General features: G+C 43.6%; 14 protein-coding genes. 8 read left to right on the top strand and 6 right to left on the bottom strand.

Annotated features, from left to right (window positions below; genetic code table 11):
* Positions 1 to 118: 118 nt before the first annotated feature.
* Positions 119 to 574, bottom strand: coding sequence for a DIP1984 family protein (locus RTS09_RS01320; protein ID WP_188874431.1), 456 nt, complete (start codon positions 572 to 574; stop codon positions 119 to 121).
* A gap of 35 nt (positions 575 to 609) precedes the next feature.
* Complete coding sequence (locus RTS09_RS01325; RefSeq protein ID WP_076776690.1) at positions 610 to 1497, bottom strand: glycerophosphodiester phosphodiesterase; 888 nt, start codon at positions 1495 to 1497, stop codon at positions 610 to 612.
* A gap of 148 nt (positions 1498 to 1645) precedes the next feature.
* On the opposite strand from RTS09_RS01325, the gene RTS09_RS01330 reads away from it, so the two are divergent.
* The 3 genes from RTS09_RS01330 (at position 1646) to pgeF (ending at position 4980) form a co-directional block, all read left to right on the top strand.
* Complete coding sequence (locus tag RTS09_RS01330; RefSeq protein WP_312533534.1) at positions 1646 to 2683, top strand: hypothetical protein; 1038 nt, start codon at positions 1646 to 1648, stop codon at positions 2681 to 2683.
* A 142-nt stretch (positions 2684 to 2825) separates the two neighbouring features.
* On the top strand, positions 2826 to 4007 hold the full coding sequence (gene prpF, locus RTS09_RS01335; protein ID WP_312533537.1) for a 2-methylaconitate cis-trans isomerase PrpF: 1182 nt from the start codon (positions 2826 to 2828) through the stop codon (positions 4005 to 4007).
* An 82-nt stretch (positions 4008 to 4089) separates the two neighbouring features.
* Positions 4090 to 4980, top strand: coding sequence for a peptidoglycan editing factor PgeF (pgeF, locus tag RTS09_RS01340; RefSeq protein ID WP_312533540.1), 891 nt, complete (start codon positions 4090 to 4092; stop codon positions 4978 to 4980).
* A 57-nt stretch (positions 4981 to 5037) separates the two neighbouring features.
* On the opposite strand, the gene RTS09_RS01345 is transcribed toward pgeF, so the two are convergent.
* Positions 5038 to 6600 carry a peptidylprolyl isomerase gene (locus RTS09_RS01345; protein WP_312533543.1) on the bottom strand — a complete coding sequence of 521 codons (1563 nt, stop codon included), beginning with the start codon at positions 6598 to 6600 and terminating at the stop codon, positions 5038 to 5040.
* 332 nt (positions 6601 to 6932) lie between these two features.
* Entirely contained in the window at positions 6933 to 9896 is a 2964-nt protein-coding gene (locus RTS09_RS01350) for an LPS-assembly protein LptD (protein WP_312533545.1), read from the bottom strand.
* A gap of 165 nt (positions 9897 to 10061) precedes the next feature.
* Here RTS09_RS01350 and RTS09_RS01355 point away from each other — a divergent pair, with 165 nt between their 5' ends.
* The 4 genes from RTS09_RS01355 (at position 10062) to RTS09_RS01370 (ending at position 14828) form a co-directional block, all read left to right on the top strand.
* Entirely contained in the window at positions 10062 to 11204 is a 1143-nt protein-coding gene (locus RTS09_RS01355) for an aminoglycoside phosphotransferase family protein (RefSeq protein ID WP_312533551.1), read from the top strand.
* Between the two features lie 6 nt (positions 11205 to 11210).
* On the top strand, positions 11211 to 11909 hold the full coding sequence (gene murU, locus RTS09_RS01360; protein ID WP_312533554.1) for an N-acetylmuramate alpha-1-phosphate uridylyltransferase MurU: 699 nt from the start codon (positions 11211 to 11213) through the stop codon (positions 11907 to 11909).
* Positions 11910 to 12099: 190 nt separating this feature from the next.
* Positions 12100 to 14097: a transketolase gene (gene tkt, locus RTS09_RS01365; protein ID WP_284033981.1), complete on the top strand. Its 1998-nt coding sequence runs from the start codon at positions 12100 to 12102 to the stop codon at positions 14095 to 14097.
* Positions 14098 to 14105: 8 nt separating this feature from the next.
* Positions 14106 to 14828 (top strand): phosphoribosyltransferase, encoded by a 723-nt coding sequence (locus RTS09_RS01370; protein ID WP_227522682.1) that lies wholly within the window; start codon positions 14106 to 14108, stop codon positions 14826 to 14828.
* Between the two features lie 38 nt (positions 14829 to 14866).
* On the opposite strand, the gene RTS09_RS01375 is transcribed toward RTS09_RS01370, so the two are convergent.
* Both RTS09_RS01375 and RTS09_RS01380 read right to left on the bottom strand, forming a co-directional pair.
* The gene (locus tag RTS09_RS01375; RefSeq protein WP_312533559.1) at positions 14867 to 15652 is read right to left on the bottom strand and encodes a UDP-2,3-diacylglucosamine diphosphatase; all 786 of its coding nucleotides are present in this window, start codon (positions 15650 to 15652) and stop codon (positions 14867 to 14869) included.
* A 9-nt stretch (positions 15653 to 15661) separates the two neighbouring features.
* On the bottom strand, positions 15662 to 16171 hold the full coding sequence (locus RTS09_RS01380) for a peptidylprolyl isomerase (RefSeq protein ID WP_060994994.1): 510 nt from the start codon (positions 16169 to 16171) through the stop codon (positions 15662 to 15664).
* Between the two features lie 212 nt (positions 16172 to 16383).
* Between RTS09_RS01380 and RTS09_RS01385 the strand changes: the two genes are divergently transcribed.
* Positions 16384 to 18135, top strand: a complete 1752-nt coding sequence (locus RTS09_RS01385) for a glutamine--tRNA ligase/YqeY domain fusion protein (RefSeq protein ID WP_312383496.1) — start codon at positions 16384 to 16386, stop codon at positions 18133 to 18135.
* Positions 18136 to 18226: the final 91 nt, after the last annotated feature.

An 18226-nucleotide genomic window follows, 5' to 3' on the forward strand; every position in this document is an offset into this window, starting at 1 on the left:
GCAAGCTGTGCCCGATTTGTTTTCAACCTCTCGGTGGACAGCGCGCCAAACAAGGTCTGATAGTCGCCCTGTATGTTCAAATCCATCATAGCAAATTGTAGGGTTTTTTCAAACTAGCTTATACTAAATCAATCTGCCAATTAGCGGCTTGCAATTGGATATTTAAGTTTCTGAGTTTGACCGCTATGTCATCTGCTTGTTTTTGCAGTCTGACCGGTTCAATCACTTTTTGCCATTTAATTTCTCGGTAGCTATAACGATCGCCTTCCGTCTTAGCATTATCAATCGCGGTTTGCAGCAGGCGATGGCGTTCGGCAAGTTCATCACGCTTGACTAAAGTGCTCAGCATGGTTGAGCCATCGGGCATGACAGCGATGGCATTGGTACGATGGATATGGTCGATTAACGCATACAGCTCGCTCATGACTTGATTGGCTTGTAGCAACAGTTCATTCGGGTTTTCATTTGGGGTATCGCCGTCTTGGACTTTGACGTTTTCAGCAATGCGCGATTTCAAGCTGGCGAGCTTTTTTTGCATATCGGCACGCCGTAACAAAGCTTCTGCAAGTTTCATGGTTATCTCCCTATTGGTCAATTTAGTGGGTCAATTTAAACGTTAAACTCATATAATTGGGTTAAAAATTGGGTAGGATAATCTGTAATCACACAATCGACGCCCATCTCAATCAAGCGTTTTGCCACCTCAACTTCATTCACCGTCCAAGCGCTGACTGTTAAGCCATAAATTTTGGCAATTTCCAACAGGGCTGGGGTAATAAGCGGATAATAAATGCCCACTTGGCTACAGCCTAACGCACAAGCGCGATTAAAGGTTTGCAATATTAAATTTTTACCCGCTGCATCAGGCGTCGGTAAAAAAGCAATTTGGCTTGCCAGCGTGGTGTTGGGTTCAAGTGTTTTAGGCTCAAGTGTTTTGGGTTCAAGTAATAAGCCTGTCGGAAAGTGAAAATTTAAAAATTGCTGTTGGTTTTGAATTTGGTACAAAATATCGGTATCAAAACTGGTCAAAGTGATGGGTAAAGCTTGCCATATTTCTTGTGATAATAGCCTAAGCAGATTTTTAACCAATAGCGCTGGCTGGGTTTTAGCATGGGTTTTGATTTCCAGTTGAATATGGCGAAAGTGTTGCAGATAGGGTAGTAAATCGTCTAGCAACAATATGTGATGTTTTAAAAACCCTAGTTCAAAACGTTGGGAAAAACGCCCATAGTCCGATTGCACAATGGCATCTAATTCCGCCCATGTTTTATCGGCAATCCACGATTGTTGTCCTGTAAGACGATTTAAGGTTTCATCATGTACCACCACAAATTTACCATCGGCGGTCATTTGGACGTCAAATTCAACCCCATCAAGCTGCTTATCATGTTTTTGTAATTGCTGCACATAGGCGAATCCGTCTTGACAGTTCTCAAGCCGTTCAGCCCGCGCAGCACGATGACCGAGTAAATAATACGTTTGATTTGGATGGCGCATACGATGGCTCGCAATAGACAATAAAATTTTATCACTACTAAAAATTATTACAACTAAATTTTATTATAAATAATAGTGAACAACTAGCCAATTTGCAAAACTTTGCTTTATAATGGCATGGTAATAAATTCTGCGTGAAAGGTGCCTTATGTCTATGATTTTCCCACAAAATACGTTGTCAAAAAAAATGCGTACGCCGTTATTGTTGGCGTGTTTTGCCTTAACCGTTGTGGGATGTAGTCGCAATGAGCAAAAAGACGAGCAAACTGGCAGTGCTGCAAGCAGTGAGCAAAAGCCAATTGAGATGTCTGATATTGCCTGTAACAATGAGAAGGCAACCAGTGCCATTCACAGTTATCTGGTCAATCGCATCGACCAGCAAGCCAAAAAGCAGTCTGACATCATTCAGCAGCAAGCAGGTACGATGGTTGATATGACTATCTTGCAAAATGGCTTGTCGCAAGTGGCCATTAACCTAGAGAGTGTGAATGGTAGCAATGGTAAATGCCAAGCGACGGTGTCGTTTAATATGCCTCAAGCGCAGCTCGATAACGCGGATAAAATTTATACCCGTCTAAAAATGCCAGTCGCCGCCGAGCAAATCGCGTCGCGTGGGTATCAACTGCAAAATAGCACATTGGTGGCAAACCCTGTTGGATTTGGGTTATCAGCCAGCGGCACCAATTACCAAGTCAATAGCACAACAGGCGACGATGTGATTGGGCTAGTCGGTGAGATTATGGCAAATTCGGCATTAGCGCAAACGCTGACCCAACCATCTAATACGCCCTTAGCCGGTTCTTCGGCAGGCGCTATCGCTGTTTTGCCACCTGTGACTAGTAGACCCAGTGTCGCTGCCAACAACAGCCAAAATACAACGACCAAACCTGTCAAAAAACAAACGACAGAAAAACCAAAAACCAACAGTGAAAAAAACGACAGTGAAAAAACCAAGACTGACGTGACCAACACATCAGACAAGAAAAACACGCAATCAGATAGCGCAGATAAAATATCGGATAAAAAATCTGAGTCAACCACCTCAAATGCTGATAGCAAATCAACCGCTACTAAGTCAGCGGCTAGCACAAGTACAGACAAATCGACCAAGTCAGTATCGCATGAAAAAGTCCCAACCGACACCAATGTCAAATTAACCATTGAAGAAAAAAACGAGCAATACTAACGTAAACCACTGTTAAATGACGTGTTCAACGTATGCCACCCAGTCATCAATTTGTTTTAGCATGTTTTTAATGTAGTCATGTGACTAACCATAAAACAAATTGATGCGTCAATTCTCTGCCTGCCACCATAAGGATATGAACATGGCCCATTTTGCCCCACAAGTCGCTGTTAAAGCTACCTATATGCGCGGTGGTACATCAAAAGGTACTTTTTTCAAGCTTGATGACCTACCTGAACGCTGCCAAACCCCAGGGCAAGCCCGAGATAATTTTTTACTGCGGGTAGTTGGTAGTCCAGATCCGTATGGTAAGCAAATTGACGGTTTGGGGAATGGCTCATCATCAACCTCCAAAGTGGTGATTTTGTCAAAAACAGACGTTGTGGATCATGATGTGAATTATTTATTCGGTCAGGTCGCCATTGACAAAGCGATGATTGATTGGTCAGGTAACTGTGGAAACTTAACCGCTGCAGTCGGTTCATTTGCGATTGCCAATGGCTTGGTGGATGCCAGTAAAGTGCCCCAAAATGGCATTTGTGAAGTCCGAATTTGGCAGCAAAATATCAGCAAAACCATCATCGCGCATGTACCTATGACCGATGGTCAAGTGCAAGAAACGGGCGATTTTGAGCTAGATGGTGTGACTTTCCCAGCAGCCGAAGTCAAAATTGAATTTATCGACCCTGTGGACAGCGATGGCGATATGTTCCCGACGGGCAACTTGATTGACAAACTTAATGTACCTGAAATCGGTGAATTTGACGTTACGATGATCAATGCAGGTATCCCAACGATTTTTTTAAATGCCAAAGACTTAGGTTTTACGGGCGCTGAGCTGCAAAAAGATATCAACAGCAACCAAGAAATTTTGGCTAAGCTTGAAAAAATCCGTGCTCATGGCGCAGTTAAAATGGGACTGATTGCAGCGTTAACAGAAGCCCAAACCCGTCAGCATACCCCAAAAATTGCTTGGGTTGCACCCCCCGCTGATTATACCGCCTCTAGTGGCAAAGCAGTCAAGGCAGGCGATATTGATTTGCTTGCCCGCGCGATGAGCATGGGTCAATTGCACCATGCCATGATGGGTACAGCCTCGGTTGCAATTGGCACTGCAGCGACCATTAAAGGTACGCTAGTCAACCAAGCAGCAGGTGGCAAAGCTTTGTCTGAAGTACGCTTTGGTCACCCATCAGGCACGCTACTGGTCGGGGGTGAGTCTATGCAAGTGGATGGCAAATGGCAAGCCAAAAAAGTGTCTATGAGCCGTTCAGCACGCCGTCTGATGGTGGGTGAGGTGTATGTGCCTGGCGATGCGTTTTAATCGACAAATCATTCACAAGCCAACTTATAGCCCAATACCTAAGAGCCTAATACCTAAGTCCCCAATACCTAAGAGCCCAATAATGACGGATAACAACTCACACTGGATTGAACTTACGCACGCACCAAGCCAAGGGGTAACCGTGGTTCAAACCCTATCTGGCTGTGAGTTTATGCCAAGCATTTCAAGCAATGATGCAGTGGGGCAGTCTAGTTTGAATGCTATGTATGGTCAATTTAATCTAGGCTTGCATGTAGGGGATGATAGCATGCAGGTGCATCAAAATCGTGCGCATTTGCTGCAATCCTTGCAACACTATCATCCCGCATTAAACAGCATTCATTGGCTTAATCAAATCCATGGTAACGACGTTTATCAGGTTACCGATAAAATTGGCGCAGCAGCGATATCTGCTGATGCGCATATTACGCGTTTACCAAACGTTGCCTTAGCGATTATGACAGCAGATTGTGTACCCGTCATGATAGCCACCGATGCAGCAGATGATAACAAGCTGATTGCGGCGATTCACGCTGGCTGGCAAGGTCTTAATAAAAATATCATTGCAAAGACCGTACAAAAAATGGTACACCAGTTTGACTTTGCCGCGGGGGACAATGCGCCTGCCGAAATGCAGAAGGTCACTCGTGGGTGGCACGCTTGGATAGGCGCTAGCATCGCACAATCAAGCTATGAAGTGGACAGTCGTGTCAAAGATGCCGTGTTATCAGTGTTAAACGTATCTGAGGCTGTCGCTACCCAGTTGTTTCAACCAAATGCTGATAAGGTCGGTCATTATTTTGCCGATTTGCCTGCAATAGCAGAATTACAGCTCAAGGCTTGTGGTATTCATCAGGTGCATAAAAGTGGTTTAGATAGCCATGGGGAAGCACGATTTTATTCGTATCGTCGGCAAACCCAGCATCAATTGCCTGCAACAGGTAGAATGGCAACACTGATTTTTATGGACTAATTTAATTATAAAAAAAGGCAGTATGTTAATCTTACTGCCTTTTTTGTGAAAGCTAAATTATTGCATGATTTTAACGTAAGCTTGCGCTCTTAAGTCCTGCATCCAATCGTCTAGCGCTTGTGGTGCCATACGTTGGTATAGGATTTCACGCGCCATGTTTTTACGATAGACATCACTCACATCTTTTTGGCGTTTTTCATCGACTTTAAGAATATGCCAGCCAAATTGTGATTGGAATGGCACAGAATAGTCATTTACCGACGTTTTTTTCATCATTGCTTCAAAGCTTGGTACCATATCACCTTCACTGACCCAGCCCAAATCGCCGCCGTTGCTGGCGCTTCCTGGATCTTTCGAGTAGGTGCTCGCTAAGGTAGCAAAGTCCGCACCTTGACGCAGTTTTTCATAGATAGTGTCGATCTGCTGTTTCGCCATGTCAGCCGGTAGGACGGTCGATGGGCTGATTAAAATATGGCGGGTATGCCATTGATCGATGATTTTTTGTTGACCGCCGCGTTTATCGACCAATTTAATCACGTTATAACCTTCTGCCGTGGCAATGGGGTTGGTGACTTGCCCGACTTCAAGGGCGGTGATGTTTTTTGACAATTCTGTCGGTAACTCTGCCGCGACGTGGTAGCCCATATCGCCCCCTTGAATTTGCGCGTTATAGTTGGTTTGCGCGTCAGTCATGATTTGCTCAATATTGGCATTCTCAGCTTGCAAGTTTTTGGCAATTTGGGTGGCTACGGTCAGCGCTTGTTTTTTTTGTTTGTCGCTGGTTTTACCTGCGGCATCGGCTACAAAAGGCACGCGAATATGTAAGGTGCGATATTGTGATTTTTCTAAAGCGTTGCTCTCTGGTGATTTTAAGAAGTTGTTAATATCTTGATCTGAGATTTTAATGCGGCTAGCAAGTTGTTGCTGCTGCAAAGTTTGTATCGCCAAGTCTTCACTGACTTTTTGACGCAATGCTTGGTAACTACCTACGCGCTGGGCGTCAAGTTTTTGCTGGAATTCGGCAAGGCTTGCGACCCCATTTTGTTGTGCCAAATTGGTCAATGCAGCATTCACTGCATTCTCCTCAGCTTGCAGTCCTTGGCGTTTGATGATATCAAGTTGGATTTGCTTAGTAATTAGCTGATCCAATACTTGCGGATAAAGTTGCTGTGCGGGTGGTACAGGTTTGTTTTGCGCTTGAAGCTGTGCAGAAGCTTGAGCAACCGCGCGATCTAACTGGCTGCGTAAAATAGGGGTGTCGTTGACAATAGCAATCACGCCATCAATGACCTGATCTTGCGAGCTGCTAGTGACGACAGGCGTTGGCTTGGCTGATGAGTTGGCGACCTCTGATGTTACGGGCGCAGTTTGGGAGACAGTTTTTGCTGTTTTTTGAGTGGTAGGTTTTGAGCCACTGGCTTTAGTGTCAGCTTTGACTGATTTGGCAGCGTTGGTGGTTTTGTTTGCTGTCACAGCTTTGGTTGATTTGCTTGTGGTTTGCGCTGCAGGTTTGGTACTAGATTTTTTGCTAGATTCTACCGTCGTTTTGCTGCTGGTTGTGTTGGTTTTGGCTGTTGCAGCCGCTGCTGCAGTCACGGCTTGCGCGCTCAATGTTGGCATAACCAATAGAGCGCCATATATCAAAGCGCTAGTGAGAGCAGATAGGGTGTTGCGGTGAAAATTGGGTAAATTATGCATGACAGCATAGTTCATGACATGTATCCTTAAAATAAAAACCAAAAGTAAATTTGATGACTCAAAAATTGTGGCAAAACCATTTAGCTTAAATGACGGGTCTTTGACCGAGTGTCTTAGAGGTTGCTAAATGATATTGCTAAGTGATGTTGTAAAGTTTGGGTCATTTTATACAATAATATTTGCTAGCGTATGTCTGTATCATAATAAATCCTAAAAAACGTCAAGTTTTAGGCAGTTTTTTGCGTAAAAGGCATTTAGTATCTAGGGTCATAACCCAATACCCGATTACGCATCAAGCTAGCCAGTCGACCGTCACCTTTGTTGGATAACCCATTTAAGCTAATTTCTGCCATGATGGCGTGGTCAGCACTGTCTTTATCACTTAATTCATCATAATAACGGCGAGCATAAATCGATAAGCCATAACAACAGCTATCATAAGTAAAGCCCGCTAACACATCACTAAAACGACTTTTCTCATTGTCGTATTGGACAGCCCCTAAAAACTGCCAATTATCATTAATAGGCAAAACAGCAGAGCCTGTGAAAGCAGAGAGGGCTTTTTGTCCAAATATACTCTCATTGCGTTTGATATACCCTAAGTTATAAAGGCTATTGTAAGTTGGCGCATAACGAAATTGGGTGTTGATATAGTTTAAATCAGCGTTGTCATCAACCGAGCCATCTAAATCCACCCAAAAATCTTGACGCGGTTGGGTGCTTACCTGAAAAACGGTACCGGTATTGTCAATTTTTAACCCATCATCGGTATTGTCAAGATGTACCCGAATATCACTCAAATAAATTTGTTTACCCACGCTAGCATCCAAGCGAGTCAAACCATTGCCATCAATATAGCGATAATTTAATGATGGGGTTAGATGATTGTTGTCGGGCAGGCGATCATATCCCAAAAACCATGAATCTTCATACAATTGCGAAAAATTGAGCGATGCCAAACGGGTATTAAAGTTGGGTACGTCAGTCTGGTCTTTATAGGGCGAGTACACATATTTTAGGCGCGGGCTTAATAACTGATAGCCGCCTAAGGAGTCATCAAATTTACCAAACGGAGTGCCTGCTTTAAAAAAATTTAAGCCACTGTCAATACTAAACTGCGGTACAAAAATAGATTGGCTTTTGCTATTTTTATCCAGTCCATTGGCGTCGGCTGATTCTTGGTCAAATTGGGTATAAAGGTGCTGTAAACTTACTGACGGGGTCACATATCCCCAAGTCCGCATCATTGGGTAGGCGGCAGTGAGTTTGTTATACAGTCTGCCACCACTTTGCTCAGGCGCAGAGCCATCATCGATTGGGCGTTTAAAATAGGCAAAATCGCTGATACCCGTCAAATCAAATTGGGTCACCCAAGGCACACGATATTTGACCGATAACTGCGGCAGACGGTCATACGGTTTGTCTTTGTCCAAGATTTTTTCTGAATTGGTTAAATTACGATCCAGTGTTTGAAAGGTTTCAATCTTGGCAAGCGCAGTCAAATAGTCATTGTAATAATTGGCTTGAATGCGCCTCGGTAAATTTAATTGAACGGTTTCGTCACCCAAGGTCTCAAAATCGTTTAAGAATTTAGGATCTGAGACATACTGGTATAGCGCATCAATGGACAGGTTAGGGATATCTTTTGACTGCCAATGATGATTATAATAAAAGCGCTTACGGTCTTCATCATTATATTGTTTGTCGTTTGGCAGATAAGAACCTGTCAAGCTACCATAACCAAATTTTTCTGTCAGATAGCGGAACTCACCTGTCAACATCGGATTGCGGTCAGTAAAAATGGTTGGCGTGACAGTGGCATCGTAATTTGGCGCTAGATTAAAGTAATAAGGTAACTGTACATTAAAACTCCCTTCTGTACTAAAGCCGCCGCGTGGTAACAAAAAACCACTGGTGCGGCGATCGTCAATCGGAAAGTTGAAATACGGTAGGTACAATACCGGGGTGTTTTTGACTTTTAACGTGGCATTATAGGCCTCACCGCGACCCGTGTCGGTATTGATATCGATGTTTTTGGCATTGATTTGCCAAGTCGGATTGTCAGGCGCGCAGGTAGTAAACATGACATCGTCAATTTCAACGCGGCTTTCATCGACTTTATTAAGCCGTTTGGCATAACCATACGCTTGTAGGGGCACGCTGGCAAACGCCACATCTTTGGCGGTTGCTTTGCTGCTATCCGTTTGGTACGCCAGTTCGTCGGCAACGGTAATCAGCCCCCCTTTTGGGCTATCTTTAAGGCTTACACGTGGGTTACCGTCTGTCGATTGGATGCTTTGCGCGGCATCGACCAACAAAACATTACCTTGAGCGGCCGCAATGCCATCTTGCACGTTAACGACCACTTTATCGGCAGAGATTTGCTGACGACCTTGGTTGATTTGCACATCGCCTGACAATTCAGCGTAATTTTCATTGTCATAATACCCATAGTCAGACGACGCATAAATTGGGAAGCTGCTATTGGGCTTATCGGTAGCGGCTGCCGCTAATGCCTGTTGTTGATAAATGGTCGAGGTGGGATATACCCAGTTGCCATGACACATGGCGTCTTTTTTTCGGCTACCTGTTTTTGATTGAGCACCTGACTGTTGACTATCAGGCGCGAGCGGGTTCAGTAAATTTGGATTAGCAACCGTGGCGTTAGTATCGTCCGTGGTTTGCGGGGTTTTGGGTTGATAAAAGGTTTTGAGCTTATCTAGACTGGCTTGCTGCTGTTGATTTGGGGTAAAGTTGAGTCGAGTACGCGCAGAGTTTGGTTTGATGTCAGGCGCGCTAATCGGTGTGATACCTTGATTGGTGGTTACATCGACAGTAGTAACGCTGTCTGCTGTGGTGGCGATACTACTATCGGTATCGGGCTTTGCAGCTGAGGTATCAAGGTTTTGTTTTTCAATACTTTGTGATTCAGTGCTTTGTGTCTCAATATTCTGTGACTCAATGTTTTTAGCTGCTGTGCTTTGTGCTGTCGTTGCATCATTCGATTCAGTCACGGCTGCTGTCGGCAACACCGCAAGCGCTGAGGTTGAATACAAAGTAGTAAACATTGCCCCAAGCGTCATCGCTAAAACGTTGGTGTGTCGATAAATTTGGTGTAATGATTGATGCAGGCGTGTGGGCTGGGTTGGCAAAGACGAATGTGAAGTTAAACGATTAGAAGTTGACGAAATAGGCGACAATTTCACAGATTTTTTCATTAGACATTTACCAAAGACGCAATATAAAAACCTTCACATCATATCACTAGCGTCATCAATATACTATTGCAAAAGATGTTTAAAATTGCAAACATGATAGACGCCACTTGAGAGATACGCAGATTTTCGGTAGCATAACTTATTTTTATTGAGTAAGCCCACCTTATGAACCATCCCGCCGCACAACTTGCCAACCAAGACCCTTCCGATAGCACAGCTTCGCCATCAGATGACCAGCCATGTCAACCACACTCATATGAACAACAGCCACTTGAACAACAGTCACGGGAACAACAGCTGCACACTTGGTTAACCCAAGTTTTTCCAAATCAATCATTGCAGCATGAAAAAATACCTGGTGATGCCAGCTTTCGCAGCTATCATCGCTTAACCGTCGACAATCAACACTATATCGTGATGGATGCGCCGCCAGAAAAAGAATCGGTAAAAGAATTTATCGCCGTGGACAACTTAATGGCAGGTCATGTGCATGTGCCAAAAATGATTGCCACGGATGAACAGCAAGGTTTTATCGTCCTTGAGGATTTGGGAAATACGGATTTTGCCGATGTCATTGCCAAGGATTTAACGGATGCAGGCGAGCTGGCAAAAACTGCGCGCTATTATCAGCAGGCAATGCAGGAAATTTTGGCGATTCAAAAAATTGACATCAATGACGCCAAAGCCGTTATCCCAAGTTACGACGATGCCTTGCTGCGCCGAGAAATGGGCTTGTTTAGCGAGTGGTTTTTACGCTATATCGGCGTGACGATGACCCCAGACTTAGAGACGCTGTGGCAAGATTTGCAGTCTGATATTATCCAGCAAGTCATCGCGCAGCCTCAAGTGGTGGTGCACCGTGATTTTCACAGCCGTAATTTGATGGTATTAAATCACAGCGATGAGTTGGGCGTGATTGATTTTCAAGATGCTGTCATCGGAGCCTATACCTATGATTTGGCGTCTTTATTGCGAGATGCCTATATCAATTATGATGAAACATGGGTCAACACGCATCTGGCTCATTATTATCAATTGGCGCAAATTGACAAAAGCTTGGCAGAGTTTACTGTGGATTTTAATATCATGAGTATGCAGCGTCATCTCAAGGTATTGGGAATCTTTGTACGCTTGTTTGAGCGAGATGGCAAAGACCGTTATTTGGTCAACCTGCCCAAAGTTTTCAATAATTTATTAACTTGTCTAAAAGCTATCAGCCAAAGGGATGAGCATCATACTTTTGATAAATTTGCTGATTGGATGACAGCCGTTGTTGAACCTGCTTTTCATCAAAAAATCCAAGGATAAAACCCCATGACAACCACCATCACCCAAGCCATGATTTTATCCGCGGGTAAAGGCACTCGGCTGCGCCCTTTAACTTTGACCACGCCAAAGCCACTTGTCGAAGTCGGCGGGCAACCGCTTATCGTGTGGCATATCAAAGCACTCAAACAAGCCGGTATCACTGATATCACCATCAATGTGTCATGGCTTGCGGATAAACTGCTAAATGCAATCGGGGATGGCAGTCAATACGGTGTCACCATTCATTGGTCGATTGAGCCAGAAGAACCGCTTGAGACAGCAGGCGGTATCAAGATGGCTTTGGCTACTGGTAAATTAAAAGACCAGCCATTTATTTTGGTCAATGGGGATGTGTGGACGCCTTTTAATTTTGCTCAACTAAGCCAGCTTCAGTTAAACGATTCGCAGGCTTATTTGCTACTCACCGACCAAGCTACGCACAACCCAACGGGTGATTTTGCCTTAGAAAATGGCAAGGTCAAGGCAGATGGCACACCAAAATATACTTTTGCAGGGATTAGCGTGATGTCACCAAGATTATTGGATACGGTCAAGGCAGGTGAGACTGCGCCGCTTGCGCCACTACTCAAACAAGCCATGCAAGCAGGTTTGGTAATTGGCGATTTGCTGAGCGATGCGTGGGTCGATGTGGGCACGCTTGAGCGTTTAGAAAATTTGAACCAAAAATTGTCGGCTAACAAGTAATTTGACAGAAAATTTCATCTTTTGCCATTTTGCTTTTATTTGAAAGCCGAGCAAACTAAACGGTTAAAGCTAAAAAAATGACCCAAAACTGTGATAAAATTTGTCACAGTTTTATTTTTAGCATGTTACATACGACAAAATTTAATTCTGCAATTAATTCTGTAACTAATTCTGTAATATAGGAAAGCCAATGACAACCCCAATTTCTGAACGTCGTCTTGCCAACGCCATCCGTACCCTAGCTTTTGAAGCGGTGCAAAAAGCCAATTCTGGACATCCAGGCGCGCCGATGGGCATGGCAGATATCGCTGAAGTGTTATGGCGTAAGTTTTTAAAGCACAATCCAACCGACCCAAATTGGCTAAATCGCGACCGTTTTGTGCTTTCAAATGGTCATGGCTCAATGCTTCAGTATGCTTTGCTGCACTTGACAGGATATGACGTTAGCATTGAGGATATCAAAAATTTCCGCCAATTGCACTCTAAAACCCCCGGTCACCCTGAATATGGCTACACCGCAGGTGTGGAAACTACCACAGGTCCCTTGGGTCAAGGGATTGCCAACGCTGTAGGTTTTGCGATTGCAGAAAAAACCCTAGCCGCGCAATTTAACCGAGACGGTCACCAAGTCATCGACCACCAAACCTATTGCTTTTTAGGTGATGGCTGTTTGATGGAAGGTATTAGCCATGAAGTTTGCTCATTAGCCGGTACGCTGCAACTGGGAAAATTGGTTGTATACTATGATGACAATGGTATTTCGATTGATGGTGACGTCGAAGGCTGGTTCTCAGATGACACCCAAAAACGTTTTGAAGCCTATGGCTGGCAAGTGCAAAAAGTTGATGGTCACGATACCGATGCCATCACCCAAGCGACCCAAAATGCGATAGCTGAAAAAAATAAACCATCACTCATTATCTGTAAAACCGTGATTGGCGCAGGTTCACCCAACAAGCAAGGCTTGGAGGCCTCACATGGCGCACCCCTTGGCGCGGATGAAATCTTGCTTACCCGTCAAGCACTCAAGTGGGATCACGAAGCCTTTGAACTTCCAGACGATATTTATGAAGGGTGGGACTGTACAGTTAAAGGTCAAGCACTACAACAATCATGGGAAAGTGAATTCGATGCTTATAAAGACGCTTACCCAGAGCTTGCCAGTGAATTGCTTCGCCGTGTGAATGGTGACTTGCCAGCAAATTTTGAGACACAAGCCCAGGAATTTATCAAGGCGTGTCAAAATAACCCAGAAAACATTGCAACGCGTAAAGCCAGCCAAAATTCAATCAATGCCTTACAGCCATTATTGCCAGAGCTGCTGGGCGGTTCTGCTGATTTGGCAGGGTCAAATCTGACTTGGTTTAAAAATGCCAAGGCGCTCGAAGATGATGCGGCAGGTAACTATATTCACTACGGTGTGCGTGAATTTGGTATGACGGCAATTGCCAATGGTATTGCCTTATATGGCGGCTTTATTCCGTATGTGGCGACGTTCTTGATGTTTATGGAATATGCGCGCAATGCGGTGCGTATGTCAGCTTTGATGAAACAACGCGTCATTAATGTCTATACGCACGACTCAATCGGTCTGGGTGAAGATGGACCCACTCACCAACCTGTCGAGCAGCTTGCTAGCCTGCGTGCTACCCCAAATCTACATACTTGGCGACCCTGTGATACGGTCGAGTCAGCCGTGGCATGGGTAGAAGCCTTGAAAGCAAAATCAACCCCATCCGCGCTGATTTTTAGCCGTCAAAACCTACCGCACCAAGCGCGAGATATCGAACAAGTAGCCAATATTGCCAAAGGTGGCTATATACTAGCCAAAGAACAAGGCGAGCTACGTGCCATCATCATCGCCACAGGTTCAGAGATTGAGCTTGCCATGAATGCTTACACTGAGTTGACTGCCGAAGGTTTGGGCGTGCGCGTCGTATCAATGCCCTGTGCTGAAGTGTTTGCCAAACAAGAAATCAACTACCGTGACAGCGTGTTACCACCCCAAGTGCGTGCGCGTGTGGCGGTTGAAGCCAGCCATATCGATTATTGGTACAAGTTTGTAGGGCTTGATGGTAAAGTCGTGGGTATGACCACCTTTGGTGAGTCTGCCCCTGCTAAAGACTTGTTCCCATACTTTAACATCACCACTGATGCGGTCATTCAAGCCGTGAAAGCGGTTGTTTAAGCAATATCATGGATAGTATATATGCTAAAAGAACAACTTGGGTGGATTTTCCACCCATTTTGGTGTTATATGCTTTAAATACATTGAAAAACCTCGATGAAGACCTGTATATACAAGCTAAATCGGGTAATGAATTATCCGCTATTAAACTTTTAACTCAATTGATGACACAAAAGGATATAGCAAGTATCAAGCATTGCTTACAAGGAAAATCTCCTATTATCGCTCCTGTATTAGCGATAGAATTTTTGGGAAATAATAGACTTCCAATGGTATTTGGTCAAATTCTTGCCAATGAGTTAAATCTGCCCATCACCTTTGACATCGTACAAGCTGTAAAAGCGAACCATACTAAGGCTAGTGCTTATGAGCGAATCGTCAGACAAGCTATTTTTACTGGCGAAGTTGAACGTGGTCGAGAATACTTAATCGTTGATGATACAGTGGCGATGGGTGGTACATTAGCAGGACTTAAAGGCTATATAGAAACAATGGGCGGTAAGGTAATTCAAGCAGTTGTATTAACTGGCTATCAATTACCTTTTTTTGATATTGTTCCAACCCAAAAAATGATACAATTAATTCAGCTTAAACATCCTGATTTAGCTCAATGGTGGCAAAATGAATTTCACTTTCCTCTCGAATACCTCACAAGCGGTGAACTCGGGCATTTCAAAAAACCAAAATCACTTGACGAAATCAGAAATAGACTCATTGAAGCAGGACTTTAAAAGAGCCTCTATTAATAGTCAAAAAATTTTAAAGATGACTAAAGTGGTAATAAGATAATCGAGGTTTCATCAATAAGACAAATTTCAGCAAGTACCTGATTATCTCTAATCCGCCAATCGCCGAGCACTAACCGTTGTTTATCGCCAATTTGATGAACAGCAGGGCGGTGAGTATGCCCATGAATCAGTATATCGGCTTTTTGCAAGGCTTGTTTGACGGCTTGTTCATTGACATCCATGATTTGCAAGGATTTTTTGGCATTATCAGTTTTGCTTTTTTGGCGTAAATCTTGCGCGATTTGTTGGCGTTTTTTGATGGGTAGCGCGAGCAAAATTTTTTTAGTGATAGGATGTTGGATGATTTTGCGAAAGCGTTGGTAACCTTTATCATCGGTGCACAGCGCATCGCCATGTTCTAGGCGGATTTTTTTGCCATTTAACGTCAAATAAAACGGCTCAAAAATCAATTGCCCGCCAAACTTGTCGCAAAATTGCTGCCCAAGCAGAAAATCCCGATTACCATGCATGACAAAAATTTGGCAGTTTTTATCGGATAATGTTTTGAGCTTTGCTATAATCGGTTGCAGCGCATCTATTAGGGTATCTGTATCGGCAACATCATCTCCTAACCAAGCTTCAAACCAATCACCGAGAATAAAAAACTGTTTTAGATTGGGCAATAAAGCCAATTTATCTAAAAAATCTAAAAAAGCCTGCCCTAAAGGATTAGTGGCAGGCTCATTCATGCTCAAATGTAAGTCACTGATAATAACCTGCGTAATGGCGGAGGGATTATCGGTGACCAAATCTGCAAAACTTTGCATACAAAAAAATTATTTCTCAATTACTTTTGCATGGGTAATCACCACAGGCGTGGTTGGCACATCAGCGTGGAAACCGTATTTACCAGTTGGTACACCTTTGATTTTATTGACAATGTCCATGCCTTCAGTCACTTTACCAAATACCGCATAACCCCAGCCTTGTGGGTTTTTGCCAGAAAAGTTTAGGAAGCTATTGTCTTTTACATTGATAAAAAATTGCGCAGTCGCTGAATGTGGGTCAGAAGTACGTGCCATTGCAATCGTGCCGACTTCATTTTTTAAGCCATTATCTGCTTCATTTTGGATTGGGGCATTGGTAGATTTTTCTGTCATGTTGGCGTCCATACCGCCACCTTGAATCATAAAACCGTCAATGACGCGGTGAAAAATCGTGCCATCATAATGGCCTGATTTGACGTATTCTAAGAAGTTTGCCACGGTATTGGGGGCTTTTTCTTGATTGAGTTCGATAACGATGTTACCCATGGTGGTTTCTAATTCTACATATGGCATATCCATTGTGTGCTCCTAATGGTTTTTATGGTTAAAAAAACGTATCTTGCAATTGTTGTGGCTATCCTAGCGATTTTCAATCAAAAAGTCAGTATTTAGTTTGCAAAGTTGGCAAAATTAAATGTTTCAATTAAATTCATTTAAGTTTTTTCGATGTCAAAAAACTGCTAGAATGGCAGATTAGTTCACCATTTTTGTAATAGGTAAGGGGCAACCAAATGACGGCGACGACCGACAAAAATACAAAAACCAACGATACAGCAGCCAATAGTGAAAAAAATGACTTTATCCGTGCGATTGTACGCGATGACCTTGCTTCGCAAAAATATAGCCAGATTGTGACCCGTTTTCCACCTGAGCCCAATGGCTATTTACATTTGGGTCATGTCAAATCTATTTGTCTCAACTTTGGGCTTGCTAAAGAGTTTGCAGGGCTGTGTAACCTACGGTTTGACGACACCAATCCTGATGCGGAAGATCAGGAGTTTGTCGATAATATCAAAGATGATGTCAAATGGCTTGGTTTTGACTGGACAGGCGAGGCGCGCTATGCGTCCAGTTATTTTGGTCAGTTATATGATTGGGCGGTGAAATTAATCAAACAAGGCGATGCCTATGTTGATTTGCAAAGTCCTGAGGATATTCGTGAAAACCGCGGCAATTTTGGTCAAGCAGGCAAAAACTCACCTTACCGTGATGCCAGTGTTGAAGAGAATTTGCAACGGTTTGACGATATGAAATCAGGCAAATATGGCAATGGTGAAGCGGTGCTTCGTGCCAAAATCGACATGGCAAGCCCCAATATGAATATGCGCGATCCGATTTTGTACCGTGTCATGCACCAAGCGCATCACCAAACAGGCGATGATTGGTGTATTTATCCCATGTACGATTATGCTCACCCGTTGTCAGATGCAATCGAAGGTATTACGCATTCGATTTGTACCCTAGAATTTGAAGACCACCGTCCGTTTTATGATTGGGTGGTAGATAAAGTGGGCTTTGACAAAGAACCACACCAATATGAATTTGCACGCCTAAACGTGAACCATATTTTGACCAGTAAACGCAAACTCAAAAAACTGGTTGAAGATGACTTGGTGAGCGGTTGGGACGATCCGCGTATGCCGACGATTGCCGGTATGCGCCGCCGTGGTTATACCCCTGAAGGCTTACGGGATTTTTGTGACCGTGTAGGCGTCAGCAAGTCAGACGGTGTGGTCGATTTTGGCTTACTCGAGTTTAGTATCCGTAACTCATTAGAGCATGTGAATCGTTCCATGGCGGTGCTAAGCCCACTAAAAGTGACCATTACCAATTTTGATGAAGCGGTTGCCAATGTTGAAGCACTTAAAAAAGACAGTGTAAAAACTAAACTCGACAATGGGGTTTTATGGTTGACCCAGCCTAAAAATAGCCATGATGACAGCCAAGGTATGCGTGACATTCCTTTTACCAAAGAAATTTATATTGATAAAGGGGATTTTGAAATCACGCCGCCTGAAGGCTATAAACGTTTGTCACCGCAAAACCCAGAAATTCGCTTACGCAATAGCTATGTGTTAAAGATTGAGGATCACATCACCGATGACAAAGGTGAAGTAGTGGGGTTAACAGCGACTATTGACCCAAAAACGTTGGGCAACAATCCAGAAGGTCGTAAGGTTAAAGGTGTGATACATTGGGTGTCGGCAAGCTTGGGCAAACCTGCCAAAGTCCGTCTGTATGAGCAGCTGTTTAACCAAGAAGACCCCGCCAAAATTGACATCAATAATTTAGCCGCAGAGATTAATCCCAATTCACTACGTGAAGTAGATGCCATTGTCGAGCCTTCTTTATCACAAGTCAATGCAGGCGAGCGTTTTCAATTTGAACGCGAAGGGTTTTTTGTGGCAGATAGTAAAGATTATTCACCAGAGCATTTGGTGTTTAACCGTATTGTGACCTTAAAAGACAGTTTCAAACCATAAATCATCGTTAAATTATAAATTAGCTGGCATAGTAATATGTCAGCTTTTTTATTAAAAGATATCTTAACCTATTGTTACTTATGGTTTTATT

It is taken from the genome of Moraxella sp. CTOTU47618, from assembly GCF_032017425.1.
Lineage (GTDB): Bacteria > Pseudomonadota > Gammaproteobacteria > Pseudomonadales > Moraxellaceae > Faucicola > Faucicola tetraodonis.

What these genes read in the sequence shown, in the direction of transcription:
- murU (WP_312533554.1), top strand. Translation starts at nt 11,211, where the DNA reads ATGACAACCACCATCACCCAAGCCATGATTTTATCCGCGGGTAAAGGC.
- RTS09_RS01320 (WP_188874431.1), bottom strand. Translation starts at nt 574, where the DNA reads ATGAAACTTGCAGAAGCTTTGTTACGGCGTGCCGATATGCAAAAAAAG.
- prpF (WP_312533537.1), top strand. Translation starts at nt 2,826, where the DNA reads ATGGCCCATTTTGCCCCACAAGTCGCTGTTAAAGCTACCTATATGCGC.
- RTS09_RS01355 (WP_312533551.1), top strand. Translation starts at nt 10,062, where the DNA reads ATGAACCATCCCGCCGCACAACTTGCCAACCAAGACCCTTCCGATAGC.
- RTS09_RS01370 (WP_227522682.1), top strand. Translation starts at nt 14,106, where the DNA reads ATGGATAGTATATATGCTAAAAGAACAACTTGGGTGGATTTTCCACCC.
- pgeF (WP_312533540.1), top strand. Translation starts at nt 4,090, where the DNA reads ATGACGGATAACAACTCACACTGGATTGAACTTACGCACGCACCAAGC.
- tkt (WP_284033981.1), top strand. Translation starts at nt 12,100, where the DNA reads ATGACAACCCCAATTTCTGAACGTCGTCTTGCCAACGCCATCCGTACC.
- RTS09_RS01345 (WP_312533543.1), bottom strand. Translation starts at nt 6,600, where the DNA reads ATGCCAACATTGAGCGCGCAAGCCGTGACTGCAGCAGCGGCTGCAACA.
- RTS09_RS01385 (WP_312383496.1), top strand. Translation starts at nt 16,384, where the DNA reads ATGACGGCGACGACCGACAAAAATACAAAAACCAACGATACAGCAGCC.
- RTS09_RS01375 (WP_312533559.1), bottom strand. Translation starts at nt 15,652, where the DNA reads ATGCAAAGTTTTGCAGATTTGGTCACCGATAATCCCTCCGCCATTACG.
- RTS09_RS01350 (WP_312533545.1), bottom strand. Translation starts at nt 9,896, where the DNA reads ATGAAAAAATCTGTGAAATTGTCGCCTATTTCGTCAACTTCTAATCGT.
- RTS09_RS01380 (WP_060994994.1), bottom strand. Translation starts at nt 16,171, where the DNA reads ATGGATATGCCATATGTAGAATTAGAAACCACCATGGGTAACATCGTT.
- RTS09_RS01325 (WP_076776690.1), bottom strand. Translation starts at nt 1,497, where the DNA reads ATGCGCCATCCAAATCAAACGTATTATTTACTCGGTCATCGTGCTGCG.
- RTS09_RS01330 (WP_312533534.1), top strand. Translation starts at nt 1,646, where the DNA reads ATGTCTATGATTTTCCCACAAAATACGTTGTCAAAAAAAATGCGTACG.